This window comes from Streptomyces sp. NBC_00316 (assembly GCF_036158715.1).
Lineage (GTDB): Bacteria > Actinomycetota > Actinomycetes > Streptomycetales > Streptomycetaceae > Streptomyces.
Map to the genome: position 1 here is coordinate 6,347,903 of NZ_CP108023.1, position 25,164 is coordinate 6,373,066.

25 protein-coding genes are annotated in these 25,164 nt (G+C 71.5%); 7 read left to right on the top strand and 18 right to left on the bottom strand.

Going from position 1 to position 25,164, the window contains the following annotated elements; genetic code table 11:
* Window positions 1–58 precede the first annotated feature (58 nt).
* Together OG878_RS28205 and OG878_RS28210 are read right to left on the bottom strand one after the other, a co-directional pair.
* Window positions 59–715, bottom strand: coding sequence for a hypothetical protein (locus OG878_RS28205; protein ID WP_328889372.1), 657 nt, complete (start codon window positions 713–715; stop codon window positions 59–61).
* 161 nt (window positions 716–876) lie between these two features.
* Window positions 877–1,326 carry a MarR family transcriptional regulator gene (locus tag OG878_RS28210; protein ID WP_443049175.1) on the bottom strand — a complete coding sequence of 150 codons (450 nt, stop codon included), beginning with the start codon at window positions 1,324–1,326 and terminating at the stop codon, window positions 877–879.
* Between OG878_RS28210 and OG878_RS28215 the strand changes: the two genes are divergently transcribed.
* The gene (locus tag OG878_RS28215; protein WP_328889373.1) at window positions 1,291–2,274 is read left to right on the top strand and encodes an alpha/beta fold hydrolase; all 984 of its coding nucleotides are present in this window, start codon (window positions 1,291–1,293) and stop codon (window positions 2,272–2,274) included. The genes OG878_RS28210 and OG878_RS28215 overlap by 36 nt on opposite strands.
* Window positions 2,275–2,289: 15 nt before the next feature.
* On the opposite strand, the gene OG878_RS28220 is transcribed toward OG878_RS28215, so the two are convergent.
* Complete coding sequence (locus OG878_RS28220; RefSeq protein ID WP_328889374.1) at window positions 2,290–2,649, bottom strand: arsenate reductase family protein; 360 nt, start codon at window positions 2,647–2,649, stop codon at window positions 2,290–2,292.
* A gap of 120 nt (window positions 2,650–2,769) precedes the next feature.
* On the opposite strand from OG878_RS28220, the gene OG878_RS28225 reads away from it, so the two are divergent.
* Together OG878_RS28225 and OG878_RS28230 are read left to right on the top strand one after the other, a co-directional pair.
* Entirely contained in the window at window positions 2,770–3,039 is a 270-nt protein-coding gene (locus tag OG878_RS28225; protein WP_328889375.1) for a hypothetical protein, read from the top strand.
* A 198-nt stretch (window positions 3,040–3,237) separates the two neighbouring features.
* Window positions 3,238–3,699 (top strand): hypothetical protein, encoded by a 462-nt coding sequence (locus tag OG878_RS28230; protein ID WP_328889376.1) that lies wholly within the window; start codon window positions 3,238–3,240, stop codon window positions 3,697–3,699.
* A gap of 126 nt (window positions 3,700–3,825) precedes the next feature.
* Here the strand turns inward: OG878_RS28230 and OG878_RS28235 are convergent, their stop codons facing one another.
* The 6 genes from OG878_RS28235 to OG878_RS28260 form a co-directional block, all read right to left on the bottom strand.
* Complete coding sequence (locus OG878_RS28235; protein ID WP_328889377.1) at window positions 3,826–5,304, bottom strand: long-chain-fatty-acid--CoA ligase; 1,479 nt, start codon at window positions 5,302–5,304, stop codon at window positions 3,826–3,828.
* A 117-nt stretch (window positions 5,305–5,421) separates the two neighbouring features.
* Window positions 5,422–7,131, bottom strand: coding sequence for an aldehyde dehydrogenase family protein (locus OG878_RS28240; protein WP_328889378.1), 1,710 nt, complete (start codon window positions 7,129–7,131; stop codon window positions 5,422–5,424).
* A gap of 47 nt (window positions 7,132–7,178) precedes the next feature.
* A complete protein-coding gene (locus tag OG878_RS28245) occupies window positions 7,179–8,474 on the bottom strand; it encodes an MFS transporter (protein ID WP_328889379.1) in 1,296 nt (431 codons plus the stop codon).
* Between the two features lie 107 nt (window positions 8,475–8,581).
* Window positions 8,582–9,505 (bottom strand): TauD/TfdA dioxygenase family protein, encoded by a 924-nt coding sequence (locus tag OG878_RS28250; RefSeq protein ID WP_328889380.1) that lies wholly within the window; start codon window positions 9,503–9,505, stop codon window positions 8,582–8,584.
* Window positions 9,506–9,621: 116 nt separating this feature from the next.
* Window positions 9,622–10,224, bottom strand: a complete 603-nt coding sequence (locus OG878_RS28255; protein WP_328889381.1) for a TetR/AcrR family transcriptional regulator — start codon at window positions 10,222–10,224, stop codon at window positions 9,622–9,624.
* A gap of 205 nt (window positions 10,225–10,429) precedes the next feature.
* Window positions 10,430–11,689, bottom strand: coding sequence for an MFS transporter (locus tag OG878_RS28260; protein ID WP_328889382.1), 1,260 nt, complete (start codon window positions 11,687–11,689; stop codon window positions 10,430–10,432).
* A gap of 134 nt (window positions 11,690–11,823) precedes the next feature.
* Here OG878_RS28260 and OG878_RS28265 point away from each other — a divergent pair, with 134 nt between their 5' ends.
* The gene (locus tag OG878_RS28265) at window positions 11,824–12,750 is read left to right on the top strand and encodes a LysR family transcriptional regulator (protein WP_328889383.1); all 927 of its coding nucleotides are present in this window, start codon (window positions 11,824–11,826) and stop codon (window positions 12,748–12,750) included.
* A 197-nt stretch (window positions 12,751–12,947) separates the two neighbouring features.
* On the opposite strand, the gene glnA is transcribed toward OG878_RS28265, so the two are convergent.
* A complete protein-coding gene (glnA, locus tag OG878_RS28270) occupies window positions 12,948–14,357 on the bottom strand; it encodes a type I glutamate--ammonia ligase (RefSeq protein WP_328889384.1) in 1,410 nt (469 codons plus the stop codon).
* 277 nt (window positions 14,358–14,634) lie between these two features.
* Here glnA and OG878_RS28275 point away from each other — a divergent pair, with 277 nt between their 5' ends.
* A complete protein-coding gene (locus OG878_RS28275; RefSeq protein WP_328889385.1) occupies window positions 14,635–15,102 on the top strand; it encodes an RDD family protein in 468 nt (155 codons plus the stop codon).
* 116 nt (window positions 15,103–15,218) lie between these two features.
* Here OG878_RS28275 and OG878_RS28280 read toward each other — a convergent pair whose 3' ends face one another.
* From OG878_RS28280 to lipB, 4 genes are all read right to left on the bottom strand, one after another.
* The gene (locus OG878_RS28280; RefSeq protein ID WP_328889386.1) at window positions 15,219–15,929 is read right to left on the bottom strand and encodes a DUF4191 domain-containing protein; all 711 of its coding nucleotides are present in this window, start codon (window positions 15,927–15,929) and stop codon (window positions 15,219–15,221) included.
* Window positions 15,930–15,948: 19 nt separating this feature from the next.
* A complete protein-coding gene (locus OG878_RS28285) occupies window positions 15,949–16,149 on the bottom strand; it encodes an SCO2195 family GlnR-regulated protein (protein WP_328889387.1) in 201 nt (66 codons plus the stop codon).
* A gap of 303 nt (window positions 16,150–16,452) precedes the next feature.
* The gene (lipA, locus tag OG878_RS28290; protein ID WP_328889388.1) at window positions 16,453–17,418 is read right to left on the bottom strand and encodes a lipoyl synthase; all 966 of its coding nucleotides are present in this window, start codon (window positions 17,416–17,418) and stop codon (window positions 16,453–16,455) included.
* A gap of 205 nt (window positions 17,419–17,623) precedes the next feature.
* Window positions 17,624–18,421 (bottom strand): lipoyl(octanoyl) transferase LipB, encoded by a 798-nt coding sequence (lipB, locus tag OG878_RS28295; RefSeq protein ID WP_328889389.1) that lies wholly within the window; start codon window positions 18,419–18,421, stop codon window positions 17,624–17,626.
* 268 nt (window positions 18,422–18,689) lie between these two features.
* On the opposite strand from lipB, the gene OG878_RS28300 reads away from it, so the two are divergent.
* A complete protein-coding gene (locus tag OG878_RS28300; RefSeq protein WP_328889390.1) occupies window positions 18,690–20,390 on the top strand; it encodes a regulator in 1,701 nt (566 codons plus the stop codon).
* Between the two features lie 80 nt (window positions 20,391–20,470).
* Here the strand turns inward: OG878_RS28300 and OG878_RS28305 are convergent, their stop codons facing one another.
* The gene (locus OG878_RS28305) at window positions 20,471–21,796 is read right to left on the bottom strand and encodes an NAD(P)/FAD-dependent oxidoreductase (protein ID WP_328889391.1); all 1,326 of its coding nucleotides are present in this window, start codon (window positions 21,794–21,796) and stop codon (window positions 20,471–20,473) included.
* Between the two features lie 170 nt (window positions 21,797–21,966).
* Window positions 21,967–22,866 carry a TIGR01777 family oxidoreductase gene (locus OG878_RS28310; RefSeq protein ID WP_328889392.1) on the bottom strand — a complete coding sequence of 300 codons (900 nt, stop codon included), beginning with the start codon at window positions 22,864–22,866 and terminating at the stop codon, window positions 21,967–21,969.
* A gap of 118 nt (window positions 22,867–22,984) precedes the next feature.
* On the opposite strand from OG878_RS28310, the gene OG878_RS28315 reads away from it, so the two are divergent.
* The gene (locus OG878_RS28315) at window positions 22,985–23,503 is read left to right on the top strand and encodes a GNAT family N-acetyltransferase (protein WP_328889393.1); all 519 of its coding nucleotides are present in this window, start codon (window positions 22,985–22,987) and stop codon (window positions 23,501–23,503) included.
* A 54-nt stretch (window positions 23,504–23,557) separates the two neighbouring features.
* On the opposite strand, the gene OG878_RS28320 is transcribed toward OG878_RS28315, so the two are convergent.
* Window positions 23,558–24,079 carry a DUF4240 domain-containing protein gene (locus OG878_RS28320; RefSeq protein ID WP_328891409.1) on the bottom strand — a complete coding sequence of 174 codons (522 nt, stop codon included), beginning with the start codon at window positions 24,077–24,079 and terminating at the stop codon, window positions 23,558–23,560.
* Window positions 24,080–24,140: 61 nt separating this feature from the next.
* Window positions 24,141–25,112, bottom strand: coding sequence for a helix-turn-helix transcriptional regulator (locus tag OG878_RS28325; RefSeq protein ID WP_328889394.1), 972 nt, complete (start codon window positions 25,110–25,112; stop codon window positions 24,141–24,143).
* Window positions 25,113–25,164 lie beyond the last annotated feature (52 nt).

Sequence of the window (25,164 nt, forward strand, 5' to 3'; positions counted from 1 at the left end):
GAAGGGCGCCGGGCGTTGCCGTGTCTCGTACTGCACGGCACCGCCCGGCCCGGGCTCGTCAACCCACGCGCTCGATGCGGGCGCGACGGATCAGGAACTTGCCCGGTTCGCGCACCTGCTCGAACGCGGCGTTGTTCAGCAGGGCGCAGCTTCCGGAGGGTGAAGTGACCTGCACCGTGGTGGACTTGTTGTTGTCGAGATTGGTCACCTTGAGCCGGGTTCCGACGGGGAACTGATTGCTGGACGCGGCGGGCGCCCCGCCCTCACCGGAGAGCGTGACGGTGGACCCGGCGCAGACGACATCACCGGTGGCCTGCGCCCCTTCGCCGGGCGAGGCCGGGGCTGCGGTCCCGGGTGCGGATGCGGATGCCGGTGCGGAGGGGGCGGGATTCACGGCCGCCCCCTCCGATGCCTCCCCACCGCACCCCGAGGCGGCCTGCTGACGCCGGATCTGCGCGATCACCGCTTCCCTGTTGGCGATCCGCGCAGCGGACTGGGCATCCGGAGCGGCTCGCTGAGCGGCGATGAACCGCTCGTTGTTGCCGAGTGCCGTGGTCAGCCCGGTGCAGACGACCGACGAGGCCCGGTCCGCCGCTGGCGACTGCGCAGCCTGGCTGGTCCCGGCCAGCACGGCCGCCGTCCCACCGGCGAGTGCGGCGGCCCCGACCAGCAGGGCGAGCTTCTTCTTGCGGCTGAGGGTCTTCTTGCGTGACACGTAGGGCTCCTGTCCCCGGCCGGAACGCCTGGTGCGCTCGGGCCGGATGCGGTGCGTGTGTCCCTACGTACGAGTAACAGGCCCGTTCGTTTCAGCTGCAGCGCCGATCGGATCCGCGAACGCATCGGCCGGGTGGCGGCGCACCCCCGGCGCCCGGCCGCTCAGGGGCCGGCGGTGACCGCCTGGTGCGCGGCGGACAGGAAGCGCCGCACGGCGGCCGTCTCGCTCTCGTCGAAGCCGCGCAGTACAGCCACCGTGTTCTCGATCAGGGGCCCGAAGAAGGACCGGCCCAGCTCCACCGCCCGCGGGTCCACCGCCAGCAGCACCCGCCGCCGGTCGCGCGGGTCGCGGGTACGGGTGAGATGGCCGAGCCGTTCCAGCCGGTCGATGACGGCGGTGGTGCCCGCGGAGTTGAGCCCGAGCTGCGTGCCGAGCCAACCAGCGGTGGCGTCCGTACCGGCCCGCTCGGCGTCCAGCAGGCAGATCAGGGCGCGGACGTCGGTGGGGTGCATGCCATGCAGATTCGCGAACTCGGCCTGACGCAGGCCGAATTCGACGGTCACCTTGCGCAGGAGATGAACGATCTGCATTTCGGGGCTCTGCTCGCTCACGGGCCCTCCTCCCGGTATTGTCTCGCTGAGCGAGATAATATCCGAGGGCACCCACCTGGGAGGCACCCCATCGCAGCCACGTCGTCCGAAGCGGCCGTCAGCGCGTCGTTCCTCGCCGCGTACGACGAGGTTCTGACGGCCAAATGGCCCGCCGGAACGACCCACTCCGAGGCCCTCACCCCGTACGGAACCACCCGTATCAACAGTTACGGCCCCGAGGGCGCCCCGCCCCTGGTGCTACTGGCCGGAGGCGGCTCCACCTCCACCGTCTGGTTCGCCCAGGCGGCCCATCTGGGCCGCACCCGCCGTCTCCACGCCGTCGACCTCATCGGCGACCCGGGCCGCAGCGTGCCGGGGGAGCGCCCGCTGCGAACGGTCGGGGACCTGACGGCCTGGCTGGACGGCGTACTCGACGCACTCGGCGCCGAGGCCACCGCCCTGTGCGGACATTCCTACGGAGCCTGGATCGCGCTCCACCACGCCCTGCACGCACCCCACCGCGTCCGGAAACTGATCCTCCTGGATCCGACCCAGTGCTTCGCCGGCTACCGCCCCGGCTATCTGCTGCGCGCGCTGCCGATGCTGCTCCGGCCCAGCGCGCACCGCACGCGTGCCTTCATGGACTGGGAGACGGCGGGCGCAGCGCTCGACCCGGCCTGGTTGCACCTGCGCGACGAGGCCGCCGGCTTCCCGTCCGCCCGGCCGGTCACCGGCCCCCGCCCCGGCCCCGAGGCGCTGGGGGCCCTGGACGTACCGACCCTGATCCTGCTGGCCGGGAACAGCCGGGCGCACAGCATCGCAGCGGTCACCGCCACCGCGGCCCGGCTGCTCCCGCACGCACGGACGGCGACGATCCCCGGCGCCACGCACCACACACTCCCGCTGCACGCCCCGGACGCTGCCGAAGTCAACCGCAGGATGGAGGAGTTCCTGTCGGCCGGGTGCTGAGCGACGCCGCCCGGCTCAGCGCCCCAAGGCGTCGCGTACCGCTTCCTCCGTGCGCGCCACGACAGCCGTGCCGTCCTCCGCGGTGATGATCGGTCGCTGGATCAGCTTCGGATGCTCGGCGAGCGCCGTGATCCACCGCTCCCGCGAACCGGCCTCGCGGGGCCACTCCTTGAGCCCGAGCTCCTTCGCGTCCGCCTCCTGCGTCCGCGTGATGTCCCACGGCTCCAGCCCGAGACGGTCGAGCACGGTCCGGATCTCGTCCGGCGACGGCACATCCTCCAGATAGCGGCGGACGGTGTATTCGGCTCCCTCCGCATCGAGCAACTGCACCGCGCTGCGGCACTTGGAACACGCGGGATTGATCCAGATCTCCATGGGGCCCACGATACGGGAGGGAGGTCGCGAAAGCCCTTCTGGCCAGGGGCGATTGTCAGTGGTGGGCCGTAAAATAGGGGTAGTTCGTGAGGGTTCCACGACCGTGCCAGGAGGTTGCCCATGGCCGTTGCCGCAGTCACGACCAAGCCGCTCCACAAGCCCCTGCAGAAGAAGCCGCTCCCCGCGGGCCGGCCCCGCGAGTGGTACATCTCGCACAACCGCCGTCTGAAGGCGATGCGCCTGGCGATCGCCCTGCTCGACACGGGCGTCTACTACCCGTCGAGCGCAGACAACGACACGATACGCACGACTGCCGAGCGCATCGGCATCCACCCGCCGTCCGACACGACCTGCCGCATGGTCCGCGCCCTGATCCGCTACGGGCGCTGACGGCCCACGGCTGACGGACCCGAAGTCTGTGCCCCGGGACCCTGCCCGGGGGCACAGACGTGTCCGCACCCCACGACGGCGGCGCTGACCCCGTCCCGGCCCGCGCGGCTCCCGCCGTCACCCGATCGACGTGCGCGGCATGCAGGCCGCCGCGCCTGCGTCTTGACTGGGACGGACCCGTGAGTGCTGGGAGGCGCGATGACAAGACGATCCGTCCGAGGCGTGTGGGCCGTGCTGTTGACGGCGGTCGTGGCCTCGGCTGCCGCCGCCTGCACGGACGACGGCGGCAGCCCGTCCGGCACGGTGTCCGAGGCCGCATCCGCGGTCGCGTCCGTGGCGGCCTCGGCGTCGGCTGCCGCACAGGAGAAGCTCGAAGGCTTCAAGAACGGCGTGAATGCGGGCAAGGACGTCAAGGCGGGTGCGGTGGCCGAGCAGGGCGGCCGCGCCACCACGAAGATCACCGTGACGAACAGCACCGACTCGGCCACGTCGTACATCATCCAGATCAATTTCCGCGACCCCGGCGGCAATCTGCTGGACTCGACCGTGGTGACGGTCGACGACGTACAGCCGGGCACCCCCAAGGACGCCACGGTCCGAAGCAACCGCACGCTCGTCGGCGACGTCACTGCCGAGGTGGGCAGGGCGCTGCGCCACTGACAACGCGCAACGGGAGCGGCGGCCACCGAGTGCCGTCGCTCCCGTTGCGCGTCCCGCGTGGCCAGGGGTGACGCAACCAGGTGGCGGAAAGTGGGGGCGGGATCCCGGGACGAGGGTCGCCCTCCCTCAGGAGCCCGGGGTCGCGATCTCGCGCTTGAGGATCTTGCCGGTCGCGCCCTTGGGAAGGGCGTCCATCAGCCAGACCTCGCGCGGGTACTTGTAGGGGGCGACCTGGGCCCGTACGAACTCCCGCAGGTCGTCGGGGGTGGCCTCGGCGCCCGGAAGCAGGGCCACGGCGGCGGCGACCTCCTGGCCGAGACCTGGGTGGGGGATACCGATCACCGCGGCCTCGGCGACTGCGGGGTGCTCGTAGAGGACCTCTTCGATCTCGCGGGGGTAGACGTTGAAGCCGCCGCGGATGATCAGGTCCTTCTTACGGTCGACGATGAAGTAGTAGCCGTCCTCGTCGACGGTGGCGAGATCGCCGGTGCGCAGCCAGCCGTCGAGGATGGTCTCGGCGGTGGCCTCGGGGCGGCCCCAGTAGCCCTTCATGACGTTGTGGCCGCGGACGCAGAGTTCGCCGACGCCGCCCTTCTCGTCGATCAGGCACAGCTCGACACCCTCGATCGGGGTGCCGATGGAGCCTGCCTTGCGCGGGCGGTCCGGGTGGTTGAAGGAGGCGACCGGTGAGGTCTCGGACATGCCGAAGCCCTCCAGTACGGGACAGCCGAAGGCGGCCTCGAAGCCGTGCAGGACCTCGACCGGCAGCGAGGCGCCGCCGGACGCGCACAGCCGCAGCGAGGAGGCGTCGTAGGCGCCCGGCTGCTGTGCGTGTGCGGCGAGCATGGCCGCGTACATCGTCGGCACGCCCTCGAAGACGGTGACCTGCCGCTGCCGGATGGTCTGCAGGGCCAGGGCGGGGTCGAAGCGGGGCATCAGGGTGAGGCGGGCGCCGGCGGTCACGGCGGCGTTCATGGCGCAGGTCTGGCCGAAGGTGTGGAACAACGGCAGACAGCCCAGCACGACGTCTTCCGGGCTGAACCGGAACAGCGACTGCGTGATGATCTCGGCGTTGCGGACCAGGTTGGCATGGGTGAGCTCGGCGCCCTTGGCAACACCGGTGGTACCGGAGGTGTACAGGATGACCGCGGTGTCGTGCTCCTCGCGGGTCATCGCCTGCATGGGGACCGGGTGGGCGGCGAGCAGGTCGGTGAGCGAACCCGGCCCGACCGGGACCACGGTGGCGGCGGTGTCCGCTGCCCCGGCGGTCGCAGCGTCCACCGCCGACTCGTGGGCGAACAGCAGCACCGCGCCCGAGTCGTTCAGGTAGTGGGCGATCTCGCGTGCCTTGAAGAGCGGGTTCATCGGCACGACGACGGCGCCGGCGCGCAGCGTGCCGTAGTACAGGGCGGGGAACTCCAGCAGGTTGGGCAGCATCACGGCGATCCGGTCGCCGGGGGTGACGCCGCGCGCGGTGAGCAGCGCTGCCACCCGGCCTGCGAGGGTGTCGAGTTCGGCGTAGGTCAGCGACTGGTCGCCGAGCTCGACGGCGGTGCGAGGGCCGTGTGCGGCGGCGGTGCGGCTGAGGAGGTCGGCGAGGTTCACCTGGGGCCTTTCGTTTCTGGGGCCGTGCACGGCCCGGCCGCCCGCCGCGGGCGGTGGCGCCTCGGGGTTGGGCGGCGAGCCGGGCCGTGCACGGCTCGGGTGCGGAATGCGGGACGGTCAGCCGCGCAGTGCGGAGGCGAAGATGGCGGGGAGTTTGGCGATGGCGGGCGCGGCGGTGAAGCGGGTGACGCGTTCGATGGTCGTGAGGGACGTGCGGTTGGTGACGAAGTACGGCGGGCGCGGGGACAGGGACGGCGAACCGGTGAACAGGCCGCGGGGGGCGGGCGCGAAGGGCGCGCGCACCACCGTCTTCTCGATGTCCTCGAGCATGAAGGCGTTGTGGACGAAGCCGATGCCGCTGCCGATGTCCTGGCGGGTGTGGCCGGGGTGGGCGCCCCAGGGGGTGTAGCCGAGCAGGAAACCGATCGCGGACCAGCAGTTGACGCCGAGGGTCCCGTACCGCAGCCCGGCGACTGCCTGCTCGACCGCGGCGTGGTGGTCCTTCTCGGTCCTGGGGTGGACGATGAGCGTCGCGCCGAGGGTGCCGGGCAGTGTGTCGTTGGCGAAGTCGACGGCGTGGCGCAGGAATTCGGCCGGAGTGTCGCCCGGGAGCCGTACGACGCCGAGGGCGCTGCCGAAGACCTCGCCGGTGATCAGCATGTCGTCGTGGTCGGTGATGTCGGGGACCAGGATGCGGCAGTCCTCGTCGCCGTGGGACTCGGCTTGCGGGTGGGCCTCGAGCACGGCGCCGAGGCGCCGGTCGGCGCCGGGGTAGTAGTCGGTGCGCGGCGGCAGTGCGCGCAGCACCCGCCGGATCTCCTCCAGCAGCCGCTCGGTGCCGTCCCACTCCCGGGGCAGGACCAGGATCTGGCTGGCGATGCAGTTGTGGCCGGAGTTGTTCATCTTGCTGGTGACGATGTGCTCGGCCTGGAAGCGGAAGTCCGCCGCGCTCCAGGGGCCGGGGGCCACGATGCAGGGGCTGACCCCGCCCAGCTCGCTGCTGAACGGCTTGCCGATCAGCGGCCTGTCTTCGCGGCGGCGCTCGGCCGCCTGCTCGTCGGTGCCCCACACGATGGCGTCGTGGGTGCGGTCGCTGCCGGTGACGTGGATGGCGTCGACGCCCTCGTGCGCGGCGAGGTAGCCGCCCTCGGCCGCACCACCGTCGACGAAGCGCACCCAGCCGCGCTCGACGAACTCGGCGAAGACGTGCTCGAAGTGCGGGCGGAGATAGGCGTTGACCGGGTTCATCTTCGCGACGACGACCTGGCCCTCGGCGTAGAGCTTGTGGAGGATGTCGAGCGCGGTGATGGCCGCTACGTTGCCCGCACCCAGGACCAGGGCGACGGCCGGGCGTCCGGGCCGGCCGCGGTACTCGCCGGCGGCCCGGTCCCGTACCCGCTGTGCGGTGATGCCCGAGCGCATCCACACCTGGGCGGTGAACCCGTTGAGCAGCAGGGTGTCCCAGCCGGCGGCGGGGAAGACGTCGACCCGGGTGCGGCCGTCGCGCACGTGCACGGCCCCGGCCTCGACCGGCTCTTTGCCCGCCGCGATCCGGCGCAGCACATGCAAGCAGGCACTGACGTTCTGGGCGAGCGCCCACGGGGCGCCGATCCAGTCCTCGGCCGCCCACGGGGAGTCGGGCCCGTATCCCTTGGCGCGGGCGCCGGCTGCGGCCATGTCCGCGGCGCCGTCGACGATCCGCGGCATCAACCGCTCCAGCAGCGCGATCCGTTCGGCGATCGGGGTGGCGGTCCACGAAGCGGCGCCTTCGCGCAGCTCGGAGAGGGCCTGGTCCAGCGGTTGGGTGTCGATGGCAGGGGCGGTCACGGATCGGCTCCTAGGGCAGCAGGGGTGGTCGGGCGGGTACCGGCGGATCAGGCGCCCAGACGAGCGGCGTCGCGGGCCGGGTCGATCAGGGTGAAGGCCGCGAGCGCTCCCACCAGCAGCAGGACGCCGGAGAGCAGGACGGCGGTCTGGTAGCCGGCCACGCCCTGGCTGTCGACCAGCTGTCCGACGACGGCCGGGGCTATCAGACCCGCGGTGGTGACCGTGGCGTTCATCGTGCCCAGGGCGCCGCCGCGCCGTGCGGGCGGGGCCAGCTCGGCGACGGTGGTGACCGCGACGGTCGGGAACGCTCCGCCCAGGCCGAGGCCGACCACCAGCAGCGCGGTCTTCGCCCCGGCACCGTCCACCAGGGGCAGGGCCAGGCAGGCGGCCGCACCGAGCAGCAGCAGGCTGCCGCCGACCCGGCCACGCGCCCAGCGGCTGCTGACTCCGCGGCGCATGAGCCAGCCGGTGAGCGCCGCCTGACCGAGCAGCACCAGGGCGCCCATGGCCCAGGGCAGGGCGACGAGCTTTCCGGAGGCGGCGGCGGAGTGGCCGAGACCGTTGTGCAGGTAGGAGGGCATCCAGACGAGCATCAGCGCCACACACCAGTAGCTGGTGAAGTACGCAGCGGTGGTACCGATCCACGTACGGCTGCCGAGGATCCGACGGTAGGCGGGCTTCGCCGTGGACTGGACGGGCGGCGTTTCCGGGGCGTCGGTGCGGTACGTGCCGTCGGCACCGAGCACCGCCCACAACAGGGCCCACAGCGCACCGGCGGCCGCGACCACCCAGAGGGCGGCGCGCCAGCTGTGGTGGTGGATGACCCAGGTCAGGCCGGGGGCGGCGGTGATCACACCGAGGGTGACGCCCAGGGTGACCAGCGCCCCGGGGAGGTTGCGGCGGTGGTTGGGGAACCAGGACAGCGCGGCCTGCTGGGCGACGGGGAAGGCGGGACCTTCCGCCGCGCCCAGCAGGACCCGTGAGCCGATCAGTACGGCCAGCCCGCCGCCCAGGGCCGCGGGCGTCTGCGCCACCGACCAGAGGACCGCCATGGTGAGCAGCAGCCATTTGGGCCGCACCCGGTCGGACAGCAGACCCACGACGGCGGCGGCCACCGAGAACAGCAGGAAGAAGGCGCTGTTGGCGAGCCCGAACTCGGTGGCGGACAGACCCATGTCCGCACGGATCTCGTCGGCCGCGAGGCCGAACACGGACTTGTCCGCGAAGTTGACCATCATGAAGACCACGAGCAGGCCGGTGACGATCCAGGCGCGGGCGCCGGAGCCGGAGCTGCGGTCCGTCGGGGACTCGGACTGTTTGGGTGCGGTGTCGGCGGCGGTCACGGGGGTCCTCCGGAAAAGGGGCGCGGACGAGGGGGGCACGCGAGGAGGCAGGCGCGGGAGGAGGCGGCGCGGCGGCCCGTGCGTGGGCGGGCCGCCACATACGGGCCTCAGGAGAGCGGGACTCCCGCGATCGCGATGCGCTCCATGACGCGCCGCTGCGGGTAGTAGTCGTTGATCGCGTAGTGCTGGACCGCGATGTTGTCCCAGATCGCGACGGAGTCCGGCTGCCAGCGGAAACGCACCTGGAACTCGGGGATACGGGCCTGGAGGACGAGCTCGTCGAGCAGTTCACGGCTCTCGGTGTCGGACAGGCCGACGATCCGCGTGGTGAAGGGCTCGTTGACGTAGAGCACCTTGCGTCCGGACTGCGGGTGGCGGACGACCACCGGGTGCTCCACGGACGGCAGGGTCTCCCGGAACCGGGCGACCTGCTCCTCGGTCATCAGCGACCCCCAGCTGGGCACCCAGTCGTGCACCGCTGTGAGTCCGTCGATCCGTGCCTTCATCGACTCGGAGAGGTTGTCGTAGGCGACCGCCATGTCCGCCCACATCGTGTCGCCGCCTGCGAGCGGCACCTCGACGGCGCGCAGCACCGAACCCAGGGCGGGCGCGGCCATGAAGGAGTGGTCGCTGTGCCAGATGTTCTCGCTGCCGACAGTCATGGCGTCCTTGGCCAGCCGGGAGACGCCGACGGTGTCGCCCTTGGGGAAGAACGGATTCTCCTCCGGCTCGCCCCACACCGCTGCGAGCGCGACGTGGTGCTCCACCGCGAAACGGTGCTGGTCACGGAAGAAGATCACCTTCCATTCCAGCAGTGCCTGCCGCAGCTCCTCGGCGAGGTCGTCACCGATCGGCTGCGAGAGGTCGACACCACTGATCTCGGCACCGATGTGGGGGGTGAGCGGGCAGATGCCCAGAATCCGGTACTCCGTCTCGGGGCTGCCCGGGGCGTTGCGGTCCAGGACACGATGCCCGTAGTGCATCAGGGGCTTGTCGAGGGCGGGCTGGGGGGTGGCGACGTCTGCGGCCATGGGTGCTTCCTCCACGGTGAGGATTAATTCGATACCGCGAGTATCGATATTGGGACATGCCATGGCAAGGGTCTTCGTCCACCAATTTCATGACCGCGGAGAGATCCGGCTCACGGTCAGCGCTGCACTCCCACAGCACGGGCGACGAGCTCGACCACCGACTCCACCAGGTGGCTGTCCGGCAGCTCCTGCTCCGCCACCAGGCGGAACACCAACGGCGCCGCCACCATGGTGGCGGCGGCCCGGACGTCGGTGTCCGGCCGCACATCCCCGCGCACGATGCCGCGCTCCAGGATGCGGCCGGTCTCGCCCATGACCCGGTTGACGTACGCCCGGTAGGCGCTGCGTCCGGCTCCTGCCTCGGCCGCAGCGCTGAAGACCTCTGCGATCAGACGGTCCATCCCGGGCGTCCGGTACACCTCGACACGAGCGGTGAGTACGGCCCGAAGCTCGGTGCGGAAGTCCCCCAGGTCCGGAATGGACAAGGGGCCGACGCGTGACTCGGCGGCCGCGATGATCAGGTCCTGTTTGGTGGGCCAGCGCCGGTAGATGGCCGGCTTGCTCACCTCGGCCCGCACGGCCACGGCGTCCATCGTGAGCGCGTTCATCCCGTGCTCCGCGACCAGCGCGAGCACCGCGTCGAGCACCGCGCGGGTGACCCGCTCCTCCCGGGGACGCCCCGGCCCCCGTGCTGCGCCCCGCGTCTGCTTTTCGACCATGCCCCGACCCTACGAGTTCGTCCTGCACGCCAACCAGGTCGCTCCCCCTCCGCGCTCCGGGACCGGCACGGAGGCCCCGCGCGCCGCGCCGACCGCCGGACAGCCGGGCTTCGCAGCCCCATCGTCGGGCAGAAGGGCGAGCACCACGGGCTGATGGTCCATGACGAGCAGGGCGGTGTGCGCGGTGTTGAGCGCGGAGGAGTGCTTACGCGAGCGTTCTCCGTTCCCGCGGTGCCTGGTCGGCGCTTTCCTGTGGTGACGTGCGGCCGTGGCGCGGAAGCAGCAGCGGGGTGGAGAGGAGGAGGACGCCGGCGATCGCAATCGCGGTGCGGGGTCCGGTGACGGCGGCCAGCAGACCCCACACGGCGGTCAGGGCCGCGATGGCGGCGCTGCTGCTGACCGACCACGCGGACAGGGTGCGGGCGACCCGGTCGGGGTCGGTGTGGTCGAGCCGGTAGGTGGCCAGCACCGGGTTGAACAGGCCGCAGCAGGTCACCAGGCCGAATTGGACGGCGACGATGAGCACCATGCCGGGGACACCGGGCCCGACGAACGCCAGTCCGACCGGCCAGCACGCACGCAGCGCCCCGGCGGTGAGCATCACCTTGTGCTGCCCGAACCGCGCCGCGAGCCGGTGGGCCAGGCGTGATCCGACGAGGCCACCGACGCAGGGGACCGCGAACACGAGACCGTACTGCCACGGTGCGAAGCCGAGACGGTCCAGCAGGAGCACGGCGAGCAGCGGCTCGGAGGCCATGATCAGGCCGTTGACCACGATCGCGTTGAAGAACAGCGGGCGCAGCGTCCGGTGGGCCAGGATGTAGCGCCATCCTTCGAGCAGATCACCTGCGCGCAGCCGCGGTGCACCGGTCCGCGCGGTGCGTGGTTCCGTCCCGCCGATGGCGCGGATGCCCAGCGCCGAGAGCAGGTAGCTGACCGCATCGGCCACCACGGTCGTCACCGGGCCGAACACCCCGATCGCGGCCCCGCCGAGCGGTGGCCCGACCACGGTCGCGGTCCACGTCGTGGACTCGAACCTGCCGTTCGCGACGAGCAGATCCTCCGACGGCACGAGCGCCTTCAGATACGCACCGCCGGCCGCCTTGAAGGCGATGTCGGCCGCGGCCGCGACGACGGAGACGACGAGGAGCTGGGCGAAGCTGAGCCGGCCGAGCGCGAACGCGGCGGGGATGCTCATCAACGCCGCGAACCGGGTCAGGTCCATCGCCATCATGACCGGCCGCTTGCGGCGGAACTCCATCCACGGACCGAGCGGCACCGCGACCACGGCTCCCACGGCCCGCCCCGCGGCCGCCAGCGCCGCCACCTGGGTCGGCCCGGAGTGCAGCACGAGGACCGCGATCAGGGGAAGCGCACCGAACCCGAACCCCGAGCCGTACGCGCTGACCGCATACGCCGCCCACAACCACCCGAACCGCCGCCCCAGCGCCCGCCCACCTGCCATACCCAACGCAACTCTCGTCGATCCGAACAACCACACGCTGACCTACGGCATCAAAGCGGCCGGCGGATGCCCGGATCAAACAACCGATCCGAGAGGAAAGCACAACCATTCGTTGTGCAGCTACCCTGACCGGCGTGGATCTCGATGCCGTGCGCACCTTCGTGGCCGCCGCGGACGCGGGGCGGTTCCAGGACGCCGCCGCCGCATTGTCGGTCACCCAGCAGGCCGTCTCCAAACGCATCGCCACGCTGGAGAAGGTCCTCGGTGTGCGGCTCTTCATCCGCACCGCGCGAGGAGCGAAGCTCACCATCGACGGGCAGGCGTTCCTGCCCCACGCCCGCGATCTCCTGCGGGCCGAAGAGCGGGCGGTCGCCTCCGTCCGTCCCGGCCGCCGCGCGCTGCGCGTCGACGTGATCGGCCGGCGACTCGCCCCGGCCGCTCTGCTGCGCGACTTCCATCGCGCACACCCCGAGGTCGAGCTCGATGTCGTGACCCTCTTCGACGCGGACGCGGCCGTCGACGCCATCCGGTCCGGCACGATCGATGCGTCCTTCCGCGCCGTCCCCATGCCCGGCCGGCAGCTCCCCGACGACATCGGGGCCGCCCGGGCCTTCGACGAGCCCGTCCAGCTGCTGACCGGACCGGCCCACGAGTTCGCCGCCGCCCGCACGGTTGCGCCCGCCGATCTCGTCGGGCACCGGATCTGGATGCCCGGCATCGTTCCCGGGACCGAGTGGGCCGCGTACTACGGTGACCTCGCCGCAGCGTTCGGGCTCACCATCGAGATCACCGGCCCCGACTTCGGCACCGAACCCCTGCTGGACACCATCGCCGACTCCCGCTCGCTGGCGACCTTCGTCGGCGAGCGGACACGCCTCGTCTGGCCCGCCGACCACGGCCTGCGGCGGATTGCCGTGCGGGATCCGACACCGGTCTACCCGCACTCACTGGTATGGCACCGCGACAACCTGCACCCGGTGCTCGCCGCGCTCCGCGACCACTTCTGCTCCGGGCGGTTCGACCACTCCGACGCCGGGACCTGGACACCGGCCTGGGCATGAGGGTCAGGACCCCTGCACGGGGGCATCGACGCCGTGTGCGGCCCCAACGACGGCGGCGACGGCGGGGCGCTGTCCGTCGCAGCCCGAGCGGCACCCACGGAAAAGGCCGTCGGCCGCGCCTTCCGATGAGGGAAGAGCACGACCGACGGCCCACGGACGGCCCAGGCGAGCGGAAACCGCTCCGACCTGCGGTGTCCTTAGATGTCGAAGTACAGCTCGAACTCGTGCGGGTGCGGGCGCAGCTGGATCGGGGCGATCTCGTTCGTCCGCTTGTAGTCGATCCACGTCTCGATCAGGTCGGACGTGAAGACGCCACCGGCGAGCAGGTACTCGTGGTCCGCCTCCAGCGCGTCCAGGACGGCCGGGAGCGAGGTCGGGACCTGCTGGACGTTCGCGTGCTCCTCGGGAGCCAGCTCGTAGAGGTCCTTGTCGATCGGCTCGGCCGGCTCGATCTTGTTCTTCACGCCGTCGAGGCCGGCCATCAGCAGCGCCGAGAAGGCGAGGTACGGGTTGGACGACGGGTCCGGGGCGCGGAACTCGACGCGCTTGGCCTTCGGGTTCGAGCCCGTGATCGGGATGCGCATCGCGGCCGAGCGGTTGCGCTGCGAGTAGACCATGTTGACCGGGGCCTCGAAGCCGGGGACCAGGCGGTGGTACGAGTTCACCGTCGGGTTCGTGAAGGCGAGGAGCGACGGGGCGTGCTTGAGGATGCCGCCGATGTAGTAGCGGGCGATGTCCGAGAGGCCCGCGTAACCCTGCTCGTCGTAGAACAGCGGGTCGCCGCCGGCCCACAGGGACTGGTGGACGTGCATGCCCGAGCCGTTGTCACCGAAGATCGGCTTCGGCATGAAGGTCGCGGTCTTGCCGTTGCGCCAGGCGACGTTCTTCACGATGTACTTGAAGAGCATCAGGTCGTCGGCCGCGGCGAGCAGCGTGTTGAACTTGTAGTTGATCTCGGCCTGGCCGGCGGTGCCGACCTCGTGGTGCTGGCGCTCGACCTGGAGGCCGTTCTTGTCCAGCTCCAGGGAGATCTCGGCACGCAGGTCGGCGAAGTGGTCGACCGGCGGAACCGGGAAGTAGCCGCCCTTGTAGCGGACCTTGTAACCACGGTTGTTCTCCTCGGAACCGGTGTTCCAGGCGCCGGCCTCGGAGTCGATGTGGTAGAAGCTCTCGTTCGCCGACGTCTGGAAGCGGACGTTGTCGAAGACGTAGAACTCGGCCTCGGGACCGAAGTACGCGGTGTCGGCGATACCGGTGGAGGCGAGGTACGCCTCGGCCTTCTTGGCCACGTTGCGCGGGTCACGGCTGTACTGCTCGCCGGTGATCGGGTCGTGGATGAAGAAGTTGATGTTGACGGTCTTGTCGCGGCGGAAGGGGTCGACACGGGCGGTCGACAGGTCCGCGCGGAGCGCCATGTCGGACTCGTGGATGGCCTGGAAGCCGCGGATCGACGAGCCGTCGAACGCCAGTTCCTCGGTCGGGTCGAAGGCCGCTGCCGGGATGGTGAAGTGCTGCATCACACCAGGCAGGTCACAGAACCGGACATCGATGAACTTGACGTCTTCGTCGGCGATGTACTTCTTCGCGTCGTCGGCGTTCTGGAACATCCAACTCCTCCTACTCCCGGCCCGGGAAGGGCGGGATTGCAGCTCGTGGTGCGGCCAGTGCGGTGGCACACGCTGGACCCGACCATAGGCAGACCGGATTTCTCAAGCATGACCCATTTGTTTCGCCGAAGTTAACCGGGCCGGGTGCGGGTGACATCCGGGAACCGCGCCCAGGTCACGGGAGTGTGCCGATCCGGGCTGTGGCGGGGGTCGTGACGCGTAGTGGCCACGGGCCCCACCCCACAAGGCGTGCAGGCGGGCGCAGTACCGTGGTCGGGTGGACAACAGGCAAGCAATCGGATCGTGGCTCTCCGGGCCGCGCGCGGCGGCCGAGGACATGGGCGTCGACTTCGGGTACCGCGGCAAGCGGCTCGGTCTGCCCGAGGAGGGCCCGGGTTCCATCGCGCCGCTCGGCCGGCGCTTCGGCGCCCTCTTCATCGACTGGGCGCTCTGCATGCTGATCGCATACGGACTGTTCGCGCGCGGTGACCAGCAGGCGGCGGGGAACTGGGCGCTCGGCATCTTCCTCGTGCTGAGTGTGCTCACCGTCGGAACCATCGGCTGCACGCCGGGCAAGCGGATCCTGGGCATCCGGGTCGTCGCCGAGGGCGGTGGCCGGCTCGGTACCGTGCGGGTGGTCGTCCGGAGCGTGCTGCTCTGCCTGGCGATCCCGGCCCTGGTCTGGGACCGCGACGGCCGGGGGCTTCACGACCGGCTCGCCCGCGCTGTTCAGGTGCGGATCTGAGCCGGGTGTGACGTAGCGGGGAAGAGCGGGAAGACGACGAAGAGGGCGGGTCCCTGAACCGGAGTGGTTCAGGGACCCGCCCTCTTCGTCTCGTCGAGTCCGTGCGGTGAAGGCCGTCAGCGCATCTTGCCGCGCGGCATCCGCATGCCCTTCGGCATCGGGCCCTTCGGCAGCGGCATATTGCTCATCAGGTCGCCCATGGCCCGGAGCCGGTCGTTGGCCGCCGTCACCTGCGGGCCGGCCAGGACCCGCGGCAGCTTCAGCATCTTGGTGCGGACCTTCTTCAGCGGCACCTGGCCCTGGCTCTCGTCGTTGCCGACGATGATGTCGTGCACCGGTACGTCCACGACGATGCGGGCCATCCGCTTCTTCTCGGCCGCCAGCAGGGTCTTCACCCGGTTCGGGTTGCCCTCGCCGACCAGCACGATGCCCGCCTTGCCGACGGCCCGGTGGACGACGTCCTGGTTGCGGTTCATCGCGACCGCCGGCGTCGTGGTCCAGCCACGGCCCACCCGGTCCAGCACCGCCGCCGCAGCGCCCGGCTGTCCCTCCATCTGCCCGAAGGCCGCCCGCTCGGCACGTCGTCCGAAGACGATCGCCATCGCGAGGAGGGCCAGCACGAAGCCCAGAATGCCCAGGTAGATCGGGTGCTTGATCAAGAAGCCGATGGCGAGGAGGACACCGAAGGTGACGATTCCCACACCCGCGACGACAAGACCGATCTTCGGGTCGGTCCGCCGGGTCATCTTGTAGGTCAGGGCGATCTGCTTGAGTCGCCCCGCGTTCTCGGCGCTGTCCGCGCCGTCAGTGTTTGCCTTCCTCGCCATGTACTGAAGTTTACGTGGCCTACGACCGGTGGTCGGCCACGGCCTCCAGTACGTAGGCGGTCTCCACCCGGTCCTTGGCCCGGCGGCGGTCCTCCAGGACCGCCGTCCAGGCGTTACGGCGAGCGGTGCGCTGGCCACTGCTCAGCAGCAGCGACTCGACAGCGCGAAGAGCATCGGTGACGGACGGAATGGCGTTGGCGCGTACCGGCACGGCCTGCATCGTGGAAGTCCCCTCAAAACGGATGCGCGAAGTGGATCTGTTGCGGAAACGAATTGCGCGGCTGGACACGGGGAGCAGCGACGGCGGCAGGTGTGCGAACCACTGCGCTGCGTGAATCCAGGGTCACTGCTCGGTGTTACCAGCGCATGACCGGTCGGTCAAACACCAATGAAACCTTGATACGGGCGTCGCGCACGTTGAGGCGGCCCATACGCGTCCCCGACCTGCGGGGAGCGTATGGGCCGCGTCCATTCAGCCACTACCGCTCGGTAGCTTCTTGTGCTCGGTTTCACACGGTCAGGATCACGCCGCGGGCGTCGGGGCGGCGGCGCCGCGACGCTCGATCGCCTGCTGGAAGAGCCGGCCGGCGCGGTACGAGGAACGGACCAGCGGCCCGGACATCACACCGGAGTAGCCGATCTCGTCGGCCTCCTCCTTGAGCTCCACGAACTCGTGCGGCTTCACCCAGCGCTCGACGGGGTGGTGGCGCACGGAAGGCCGCAGATACTGCGTGATCGTGATGAGCTCGCACCCCGCGTCGTACAGGTCCTGGAGCGCCTCGCTCACCTCCTCGCGGGTCTCGCCCATGCCGAGGATGAGGTTGGACTTGGTCACCAGACCCGCCTCGCGGGCCCGTGTGATGACCTCGAGGGAGCGCTCGTAACGGAAGCCGGGGCGGATCCGCTTGAAGATCCGGGGCACCGTCTCGACGTTGTGCGCCAGCACCTCGGGGCGAGAGGAGAAGACCTCGGCAAGCTGCGAGGGCTCCGCGTTGAAGTCGGGGATCAGCAGCTCCACCTTGGTGGCGCCGGCCTCGCGTCCCGCCGTCAGCGCATGGATCTGGCGAACGGTCTCCGCGTACAGCCAGGCGCCGCCGTCCTCGAGGTCGTCGCGGGCGACGCCGGTGATGGTGGCGTAGTTCAGGTCCATCGCCACGACGGACTCGCCGACGCGGCGGGGCTCGTCCCGGTCCAGCGCCTGCGGCTTGCCCGTGTCGATCTGACAGAAGTCACAGCGACGGGTGCACTGGTCGCCACCGATGAGGAAGGTGGCCTCCCGGTCCTCCCAGCATTCGAAGATGTTGGGGCAGCCGGCCTCCTGGCACACCGTGTGCAGACCCTCGCTCTTCACGAGCTTCTGCAGCTGGTTGTACTCGGGGCCCATCTTCGCCCGGGTTTTGATCCACTCGGGCTTGCGCTCGATGGGGGTCTGGCTGTTCCGGACCTCCAGGCGCAACATCTTGCGCCCGTCGGGTGCGACAGCGGACACGTCCGGCTCCCTACGACTTCGATTCTTCGGCGAACACCAGGGTACGCCCGCTATTTGCACGGCCGGGGTGCGGCCCTCACCCCTGGGCAACCAGGGAGCGGACCGGGCCATTCCCGGGGCGGCCGGGTCCGTGGCAACGGTATCGGGGGCTCTGCCCCCCGGGCCCACGCTCCTCACCTGCCGAAGGAGCCGGAGGCGGGTCGGGTCAGGCCGAGGCGCGGTCGATCTCGCGAGGGGCGAGCTGCGCGTTCTCCAGGACGTCCCGGAGGTGCTTCTCGGCGACCGGGAGCACTTCGGCGATGGTGATCTCGCGCCCCAGCTCGTACGAGAGGGACGTCACACCGGCGTCGCGGATGCCGCACGGCACGATCCGGTCGAACCAGGTGTTGTCCGGGTTCACATTCAGGGCGAAGCCGTGCATGGTCACGCCCTTGGCGACCCGGATGCCGATCGCCGCCAGCTTGCGGTCCTCGCGGCGCTGGCCGGCATTGGAGGGGGCGTACTCGGGGCCGTTCAGCCGCGGGTCGAACTCCTCGTCGTGCAGCCGCGGGTCGAAGTCGAGCGACAGGCCGCCGATGGCCGGACGCTCCTCGATCGGGTCGCCCAGCACCCAGACCCCGCTGCGGCCCTCGACCCGGCTGGTCTCCAGGCCGAACTCGGCAGCGGTGCGGATCAGCGCGTCCTCCAGGCGGCGGACGTGCGCCACGACGTCCACCGGCCGCGGCAGCTTCTGGATCGGGTAGCCGACGAGCTGTCCGGGACCGTGCCAGGTGATCTTGCCGCCGCGGTCCACATCGATGACCGGAGTGCCGTCCAGCGGGCGCTCGCTGTCGGTCGTGCGGCGTCCGGCCGTGTAGACCGGCGGGTGCTCCAGCAGCAGGCAGGTGTCGGGAACCGTGTCCTCGAACCGGGCCGCGTGCACCTCGCGCTGCTTCTGCCAGGCTTCCTGGTAGTCGACGGCTTCCTCGCCGAATCCCAGCCGGACGAACCGAAGCTCACTCACGACAGATGCCTTCCTACTTACGGCGCCGGGAGGCCGGGGGGTGTCCCCGACGCCTGGTCACCATGCAGTGATTCGCGCCCCGTGCCACTGTACGACCGCCGTGGGAGCGAAGAGCCGGCAGGTTGTTCCCGTCAGCGCCGCCCTCAATCCTCACACGATCGGATGAATGTGAAGCCAACGAGGCTGCGGCCGCCGTAGGTGCCGCTAAATTCGCGCCGTTCCATAAGGGCCGCCCGCGCGGCCCCGAAGGCAGGAGACCGTACAGCTGATGTCGGAACGACCTCCGCAGCGCACCCCCAACCGCCAGCTCGCCTCGCTCATCACCGAAGCGGGATTCTCGAACGCCGGTCTCGCCCGCCGGGTCGACCAGCTCGGCCTGGAGCACGGCCTCGATCTGCGGTACGACAAGACCTCTGTGACCCGCTGGCTGCGGGGCCAGCAGCCGCGCGGGACCACCCCCGCCCTGATCGCCGAGGTCTTCACCCGGCGGCTCGGGCGCAGGCTCTCCGCGCAGGATCTGGGCCTCGACGCCTGCGCGCCCGTCTACGCCGGTCTGGAGTTCGCCGCGACGCCCGGCGAGGCGGTGGACATCGTCAGCGGGCTGTGGCGGAAGGACTCGGGCAGCCAGGCGGAGCTGCGGAAGATCGCCTTCACTCCGGCCGGGCTCGTGGTGCCCAGCCGGGACTGGCTGATCGGACGGGCCGACGAGTGGGTGGCCCGGGGAAACGGTGAGGCCGCTGCGCCCGGCGGCGGAGCCGGTGAGCACGCTGGGGGCGCGGGTGCCCGCGGGATGCAGGGGGCGCCCGTGGTCGGCGGGCCTCGCGGGCCGGCCGGGCTCAACGGCGCCCGCGGTGCCAAGGGTGCGCACGGATGGCACGGGGCGAACGGGCAGAACGGGGCCGTGACGCCCGGCGGCAGGCCCGGGACCCGCGGGCCCGCACCGGTCAGGCCCGCCGGACCGCTCGCCTCGTCCGGTCCGTACCCCCCGCCCCTGGTCCACCTCGTGCCTCCGACGCCCGGCGCCCCGACCGTTCCCCGGCAGCGCCAGGCCGGCCGCGGCTCCGGCCAGAAGGTCGGCAGCGGCGATGTCGCCGCCCTGCGCTCGGTCGGTGAACTCTTCCGCACCCTCGACCACACCTACGGCGGCGGCCACGCCCGCCAGGCCCTCGTCCGCTATCTGGAGCACGAGGCCGAGCCGATGCTCCGCGGGACGTACGGGGAGGTCATCGGGCGGCAGCTCTTCTCGGCGGCCGCCGGTCTGACCCGGCTGGCGGGCTGGACCTCGTACGACATCGCGGCGCACGGCCTCGCCCAGCGCTACTTCGTCCAGGCACTGCGGCTCGCGCAGGCCGCGGGGGACCGGGCGTACGGCAGCTATGTCCTGATCACCATGAGCCGGCAGGCGGTGTATCTCGGCCACGGCAGGGAGGCCGTGCAGCTGGCGCGCGTCGCCCAGCAGGGCATCGGCTCCTCGGCGCCGCCCGTCGTCATGGCCCTGCTGCACGCCGTCGAGGCGCGCGGGCACGGGGTGCTCGGGGAGGCCAGGACGTGCGCCGCCTCGCTGGCACGGGCCGAGCACGCGCTGGAGACCGCCCGGCCCGGTGACGACGTGCCCTCCTGGGCGCGCTACTTCGACGAGGCGCAGCTCGCCGACGAGTTCGGGCACTGCCACCGCGATCTGCAGCAGTACCGGGCCGCCGCGCAGCACGCAGAGCGCTCGCTCCAGCTGCGCGCCCCGGTGTACGCCCGGAGCAGGCTGTTCTGCCGGGTGGTGCTGGCGTCCGCCCGGCTCGGGCTCGGCGAGCTCGACCAGGCGTGTCTGCTCGGCGCGGAGGCGGCCCACCAGGCGGCCGAGATGCGGTCGGTGCGGGCGACGGAGTACGTGAGGGAGTTCGAGCGCCGGCTCGAGCCGTACAAGGACGCCGCTGCGGTGCGCGGGTACCGCGAGCGGGTCGCGGCCCTCGGATGACCTCTTCGGGATGACCGGGGAGCGCCGCGCGGCACGGGCCGGTGCGGGAGCGGCCCGGGCCGCTCCCGTACCCGGCGTTCTCAGGCCGCCTCGCGCAACCCGGCCACCACGTCGGTCGCGCGCCGGATGCCCAGGTCGTTCAGAACGGCGTGCGCGGCGCGGCGGCCCGAGAACAGGGCGCCCTGCACCGTGCTCGTGTCCCGGTGGTCGCCGCACACGTACAGCCCGGCGAGCAGCCGCACCGGGCGGCGCAGATCGTGCGGGGGCGGCATGGCGGGTACCGCCTCCGGGTCGTGGTGGGCGTCCAGGAGCTCCCAGTCGTCCGTGGGCGTGCCGTAGAGCGTGGCGAGATGGGTGCGGACCGACCGGTCGAGGTCCGGCGGCGGGGCGCCGAGCACGGTCGATGTGATCAGCGTGCGCCCGTCCGGGGCGCGTGACGGGTCGACCTCGCTCATCACACAGGTGTGGGCGACCGGGCCCGACCGGTCGGCGTCGAGCAGCAGGGAGGCGCCGGCCGGCGGGGGAGCGGGGGCGGTGTGGTGCAGGACCGTCACCGGGTGGAAGGACGGCACCCGCAGGCCGGGCAGCAGTTCGGCGGCGGCGCCCGCGCCGGTGGCCAGCAGCAGGGAACGGCAGCCCAGTTCGCCGTGCTCCTTGGTGCGGACCGACGTGATGTCGGCTCCGGTGACATGCACCCCGGTCCGCACGGTTCCGGGCGGCAGGGCAGCCGCCAGCAGTTCGGGCAGTGTGGCCGAACCACCGGACGGTACGCACAGCCGGCCGCGCGCATAGCTGCGCAGAGCGAGATCCGCGCACCGGCTGGATGTGGCGAGTGCGGGGTCGCTCAGCAGCGAGGTGAGCAGCGGGCGCAGAAAGCCGTTGACGGTACGGGACGGCAGACCGCGGGTGGACAGCGAGGCGAGGGCGGTCCGTTCCGGCCGGGCCAGGATGCGGGCGGCCGGGGTGGCGGCGAGCCGGGCCAGGGCAGCCCCGAGCCGGGCCTGGTCGATCGGCCCGCCCATCGGCGGACGGGGGGCGCTCGCAAGGGCGCGCGCCGCCTTGAGTGCGCCCCGCGCGCGCCGTGTGCTCCGTCCGCGCCGGACATCGCCCGTCCGGTACTGGCGGCCCTCGCTGTGGACGAGCACCCCCGGAGCGAAGTTCCGCAGCACGAGCCCTTCGAGACCGGGCGTCGTGCCCAGTTCCGGATACGAGGTGCTGAGAAGCGGGCCGATGTGGTCGAGCCGGAACCCGTCCACGTCCGCAGTGGCCATCCGGCCGCCGACCCGTGGGCCGGCCTCCAGGACACTGACGCTCACCCCTGCACTGATCAGTTGATGGGCGGCTGACAGGCCGGCGATCCCGGCCCCGATGATGACGACGTCCGCGTGGTGTGCCGTGCTGAGCACGTGCCCCTCCCCGAGTCGGCGCGACTGCTGGGAGGCTCCTGCCCCCAACAGGCCCCCGGAATGCCCGAGTTCGCCATGAGGCTAGGGGTGGTGCGGTGCGGGCGCAGACGCGCGCGGCCCGGGGCACCGGTGCATGGGGTCGCACATCCGTGTGACTCGCCCGGCTGGATTCAGCGCAGCGCCGCGCGAATGGCGGCGTCGATCCCGGGGAAGGCGAACGTGAACCCCGACTCCAGCAGCCGCCTGGGCAGCACCCGCTGACTGCCCAGCACATCCTCCGCGAAGTCCCCGAGGGCGATCCGGAGCGCGGGCGCCGGGACCGAGAACAGCGTCGGGCGGCGCAGCACCCGCCCCATCGCGGCCGTCACCTCACCATTGGTCACGGGGTCAGGACCCGTCAGATTCACCGGTCCCGACAGCGACGGTGTGTCGAGGACGTGCCGCAGGGCGGCGATGTGGTCGTGCAGCGCGATGAAGCTCCAGTACTGGTGCCCGTTGCCGAGCCGCCCGCCGAGCCCCGCCCGGAACAACGGGAACAGCCGCCCCCAGGCCCCGCCCGACCCGGCGACCACCAGCCCGGTGCGCGCGAACACCGTCCGTACGCCCGCCTCCTGTGCCGGGGCCGCGGCCGCCTCCCACTCCACGCAGACGGACGGCAGGAACCCCGTGCCGTGCGGCGCGCTCTCGTCGACCGAGCGGTCCCCGGTGTCGCCGTAGTAGCCGATCGCCGACCCGGACAGCAGAACCTTCGGCGGCACGTCGAGAGAGACCACCGCCTCCGCGATCGCAGCCGTCCCCAGCACCCGGCTGTCCCGGATCTCCTCCTTGTACTTCTCCGTCCACCGGTGGTCGCCGACCCCGGCACCGGCGAGATGGACGACGGCGTCGCAGCCGACCAGGCCCGCCACGTCGACGTAACCCCGCTTCGGGTTCCATTCGACCTCGTCCCCGGCGCGCGCCGGGCGCCGGACCAGGCGTACGACCTCGTGCCCGTCGGCCCGCAGCGAGCGCACCAGCGCCGCTCCGATGAGTCCGGTGGATCCGGTGACAGCAATACGGGAGTGCACCATGGGCCCATCCTGCCGCAGGGGCGGGTGAGGCGCCTCACCTCCGACGGCTCCGGTCCCCGGCCCGGGCCCGTCAGATATACGGTGACGGCACCGGAGGGGTCATGGCACAGTGACGCGCATGGCCGAACTCAGCACCCGCCCCGTCCGCCCCGCGCTTCTCAGCGACGACACCGCACTCGGCGAACTCGACCGGGCCACCTGGTCGACCCTGCACTCGGTACAGTCGCGGCAGCAGCCGCCGTACGAGCCGTTCTTCAGCGACCGCAACCGGCCCGAGCAACTGCTCGTCACCGAGGCGCAGGACGCGGCGGGCGAGGTGCGCATCGCCGGGTACATCAGGGTCGTCCCGCCGACTCCGCTGGCCTGCCACACCCATGTGCGCCAGATACAGGGCCTGGCGGTGGCCGACTGGGCGCGTGGCCGCGGTGTCGCCAGGGGACTGCTGCGCGCCGCGCTCGCGGCGGCGCGCGGCGAGGGCGCGAGCCGGATGACGCTGCGGGTGCTCGGGCACAATGTGCCCGCGCGTGCGCTGTACGAGTCGGAGGGGTTCGTCGTCGAGGGTGTACTGCCCGGTGAGTTCCTCCTCGCGGGACGTTACGTCGACGACGTACTGATGGGCCGTTCGCTCACGCCGTGAGCAGGAATCCCGGGTGACCGGGCACCGGACGGTGCGCAGTGCGGGCGGGGCGGGTCACGCGGTGCCGAACCGCTCCCAGAGCAGCGGGAACCGCTGCGCCAGAGCCGTGTCGTCCTCGAAGGCGAACGGGGTGCCCTCCGGCTCGGCGGGCTGCGGCGGAAGGCCGAGGTCCGGCGTGACGATGCCGGTGAGCTGTTCGTACGCCTCGTCGGCGGAGTAGCCGAGCTCCTCGGCATCGCCGTCGACCTCCTCGTCGAAGTCGCCGATGAGATCGGCGAGGCTGTCCGGATCGTGCACCGCCCCCTCGAAGATCTCCCGCCCCTGGCCGATCAGCCAGCAGCGGAAGAAGTCGAAGGCGTCGTCGCTCGCGCCGCCGAGCAGCACGGCGGCGGCGCCCCACACGTCCCAGCGGTACGCGCGGTTGTAGCGCGCCTCGAAGTGCCGGGCGAAGTCCAGCACGGATTCGGGATCGAGTTGCACCAGCCGTTCGACGAGCAGGTCGGCATGGTCCTCGGGGTCGCCCTCGGCGGCCTCGCGGGTGCTGTCGATGATCTCCCAGAACTCCGTCTCGTCCATCACGGGACAAGCATCGGCCTTGACGGCAGGCGACGCACGCTCAGACACCGAAAAGAAGCCCTCAGCGATAGAGGTCGCTCAGCCGTTCGGCGGTAGCGCCGAACCGGCTCCGCAGAGCGGCCGGTTCGAGCACCTCCAACTCCGGCCCCAGGGACAGCAGCTGGCTGTACGCGACATCCAGCGACTCGACCGGCAGGACGACCGTGCGCCATCCGTCGTCGTCGGGCGGGCCGGCGGCGTCCAGCGCCTCGAGGGCGGCGGCGCGGTCCACCACATGCGGCAGCCGGCCCACGCCCGCCTCCGACACCTTTGCCGTCACCTCGGTCCGCAGGATCGACCGGGCGAACTGCGCGGCCCGCTCGTCCCAGAACCCCGGCAGGTCGAATTCCTCGTCCCGGACGAACCGTTCACCGGACACGGCCACCGCCGTGAAGCGGTCGATCCGGTACACCCGGAAGTCGGTTCCGGCGCGGGCGCAGAGATACCAGACGCCGGCCTTGAGAACGAGCCCGTACGGCTCCAGTTCGCGTTCCGCCTCGCCGCCGGTCGCACCGCGCCGGTAGCGGGCCCGGACGATCCGGTCGTCCCAGACGGCCTCCGCGACAGCGGGCAGCGGATCGGGCGTCACGGGCTCCTGGTACCAGCCGGGCGCGTCCAGATGGAATCGCTGGGCCGCCGTGGCGGAGGCGTTCCGCAGTGAGGGAAGCAGCGCGGCGGACACCTTGAGCCGGGCAGCCGACGCGGCGTCCTCCAGCCCCATCTCGCGCAGCGCGGACGGCAGCCCGGAGAGGAAGAGCGCCTCGGCCTCGTTGCGGGCGAGCCCGGTGAGCCCGGTCCGGTACCCGCCGACCAGCCGGTACCCGCCGGCCCGCCCCCGTTCCGCGTACACCGGAACGCCCGCCTCCGAGAGCGCCTGGGCGTCGCGGGTGACGGTCCGCTCGGACACCTCCAGCTCCCGGGCGAGCTCGGCGGCGGTCATGGCGGGCCGGGACTGGAGGAGCAGCACCATCTTGATGAGCCGGGCAGCACGCATGGGGCAAGTGTGCCGTGCCCCTCATCCCTCCACGCCTGCCTCGGCGGGCCTG